General features: G+C 72.8%; 4 protein-coding genes. 2 read left to right on the forward strand and 2 right to left on the reverse strand.

Going from position 1 to position 2729, the window contains the following annotated elements; all coding sequences use genetic code 11:
* The first annotated feature begins 109 nt into the window (after positions 1 to 109).
* Both N864_RS21190 and N864_RS21195 read left to right on the forward strand, forming a co-directional pair.
* Positions 110 to 589, forward strand: coding sequence for a phage holin family protein (locus N864_RS21190; RefSeq protein ID WP_081794106.1), 480 nt, complete (start codon positions 110 to 112; stop codon positions 587 to 589).
* A complete protein-coding gene (locus N864_RS21195) occupies positions 586 to 1212 on the forward strand; it encodes a DUF3618 domain-containing protein (RefSeq protein WP_240474440.1) in 627 nt (208 codons plus the stop codon). Before N864_RS21190 ends, N864_RS21195 begins: the two co-directional genes overlap by 4 nt.
* Positions 1213 to 1318: 106 nt before the next feature.
* Here N864_RS21195 and N864_RS21200 read toward each other — a convergent pair whose 3' ends face one another.
* Entirely contained in the window at positions 1319 to 2539 is a 1221-nt protein-coding gene (locus N864_RS21200; RefSeq protein ID WP_034722080.1) for an acetyl-CoA C-acetyltransferase, read from the reverse strand.
* Positions 2536 to 2729: AMP-binding enzyme (locus N864_RS21205; protein ID WP_034722082.1), on the reverse strand; the 194-nt coding region annotated here is incomplete at its 5' end. The genes N864_RS21205 and N864_RS21200, both read right to left, overlap by 4 nt.

Here is a 2729-nt window from a genome sequence, read left to right on the forward strand (position 1 = left end):
GCCGGCGACCGGGCCGGCCCCGCCGGTCGGCGTCCCGGACATGGCCGGCACACCCGGCGTGGCTGAGCAGCCGCTCTACGACGACGAGTTCGCCGCGCCCCCCGCCGGAATGACCGGCGCAGCGCCAGGTGGTGCGCCCGCCGGCCATACCGGTGCGTACGCCGGTGCACCCGACGGCACCCGGACCGGCGACGACCTGCCCGGCGAACCGCTCAGCTCCGTCGGCGACCTCATCTCCGACATCGCCCAGGACCTCTCGACGCTCGTGCGCCAGGAGACCGAGCTGGCCAAGGCCGAGCTGCGACAGTCGGCCACCCGCGCCGGCAAGGGCGCAGGGATGCTCGGGGGCGCTGGCGTCGCCGGCTACTTCGTCCTGCTCTTCCTGTCGGTCGCGCTGTGGTGGCTGATCGGCAGCTGGGTCGGACTCGGCTGGTCCGCCCTCATCGTCGCCGTCGTGTGGGCCATCATCGCCGCCGTGCTCGCCTCGATGGGGCGCACCGAGCTCAAGCGGGTCCAGGGCGTGCCGAGGACGGTCGAGACCGCGAAACAGATACCTGATGCCATGAAGGGAAACGAGGACCCCCGATGACCACCATGAGCAACGACCCGGACGAGATCCGGATGGAGATCGAACGCACGCGCGGCAACCTGAGCCGCGACGTCAACCAGCTCGGCGACGCCGTCTCCCCCGGCTCCATCGCGAACCGGCAGAAGACGAAGATGCGCCGCCAGATGAGCGGCTGGAAGGACCGAGTCATGGGCAGTGCCGACGACCTGCACGACCAGACGAGCGGGACCGCGCAGGACCTGCGGGCCAGGGGCAGCGACGCGATGGACCAGGTCTCCGAGACCACCCACGACGTCGCGCACTCCGCACGGCGCAAGACCCAGGGCAACCCGCTCGCGGCAGGCCTGATCGCCCTCGGCGCCGGCGCCCTCCTCGGCTCGCTGCTGCCCGCGTCGACCAAGGAGCGCGAGGCGGCACAGTCGCTCAAGGAGAAGGCCCAGCCGGTGCTGCAGGACGCGGCGGACGAGGCCAAGCAGGTCGGCCAGGAGATGGCCGACCACCTCAAGGGCCCCGCCCAGGACTCCGTCCAGGAGGTCAAGGCCCAAGCCCAGGACTCCGTCCAGGAGGTCAAGGGGCAGGCCCAGTCGTCCGCGCAGGACGTCAAGGAGTCGGCTCAGGACGCGAAGCAGCAGGCGCAGTCCTGACGCACTGAGTCCGTATGCCGCTGAGCTGGGTCCGCGCGTCGGCGCGGTCCCAGCTCAGCGGCGTTCGAGCGGCAGGAGGGTGAGCGGCATACCCCTGCCGTGAAGGTCAGTGCACGCGCTCGAAGACGGCCGCGAGGCCCTGCCCGCCACCGATGCACATCGTCTCGATGCCGTAGCGCGCCTCGCGCCGGCGCATCTCGTTCGCGAGCGTGGCGAGGATCCGCACGCCCGTCGCGCCGACGGGGTGCCCGAGCGAGATGCCCGAGCCGTTGACGTTGACGCGCTCGAGGTCGGACTCGGTCCAGCCCCACTCCTTGAAGCAGGCGATGACCTGGGCGGCGAAGGCCTCGTTGACCTCGAACAGGTCGATGTCGGCCATGTCGAGCCCGGCCCGCTTGAGGGCGAGGGCGACTGCGGGGACGGGGCCGATGCCCATCGTCTCGGGCGGCACGCCCGCCACGCCCCAGCCGACGAGCCGGACGAGCGGGGTCAGGCCGAGCTCCTCCGCGCGCTGGCGCGTCGTGACGATGCAGGCAGCCGCGCCGTCGTTCTGCCCGCTCGCGTTGCCGGCCGTGACCGTCGCGTCGGGGTCGGCGCGCTGGAGGATCGGGCGCAGGCTCGAAAGGCTCTCCACCGTCGTGTCCTTGCGCGGGTGCTCGTCGGTGTCGACCACGGTGTCCGGACGGCCGCGGCGACCCGGCACGGTGACCGGCACGATCTCGTCGGCGAACCGGCCCTCCTCGGCGGCGGCCACCGCACGGTGGTGGGACCGGACCGACCACTCGTCCTGCTCCTGGCGGCTGACGGAGTACTGGCGGCGCAGGTTCTCGGCCGTCTCGAGCATGCCCCCGGGCACCGGGTGGTCCTTGCCACCGGCGGTGACGCGGGCGCGGGCGAGCCGGTCGTGCAGCATCGGGCCGTCGCCCCGGGTGCCCCACCGGATCTGGTCCGTGTAGTGCTCGACGTTGCTCATCGACTCGGCGCCGCCGGCGATGACGAGGTCGCCGGCGCCGGTGGCGACCCGGGCGACGGCATCGATGACCGCCTGCAGGCCGGAGCCGCAGCGCCGGTCGAGCTGGATGCCGGGGACGCTGACCGGGAAGCCGGCGTCGAGCGCGGCCACGCGACCGATCGCCGGGCTCTCGCCGCTGGGGTAGCACTGGCCGAGGATCACGTCGTCGACGGTGCTCGCGTCGAGGCCGGTCTGGGCGACGAGCTCACGCAGCACGTGGGCGGCGAGCGCCGTGGCGGTGAAGTCCTTCAGCGCGCCGCCGTAGCGCCCGACCGGGGTGCGCAGCGGGTTGCAGATGACGACGTCGGTGTTCATCGGGGGGTCCTCTCGGTGGCGGCGAGCTCGGTGGCGGCGAGCTCGCGGAGCGCGGCGGCGCGGATCTTGGTGCCGTTCGTCCCGGACGTGGTCGGCATCTCGTCGAGGAACCTCACCTCGGCCGGGACCTTGAACCTGGCGAGGGTCGCGGCGCACCAGTCGCGCAGCTCCTCGCTCGTCGTGGTGTGGC

It is taken from the genome of Intrasporangium chromatireducens Q5-1 (genome assembly GCF_000576575.1).
Taxonomy (GTDB): domain Bacteria; phylum Actinomycetota; class Actinomycetes; order Actinomycetales; family Dermatophilaceae; genus Intrasporangium_A; species Intrasporangium_A chromatireducens.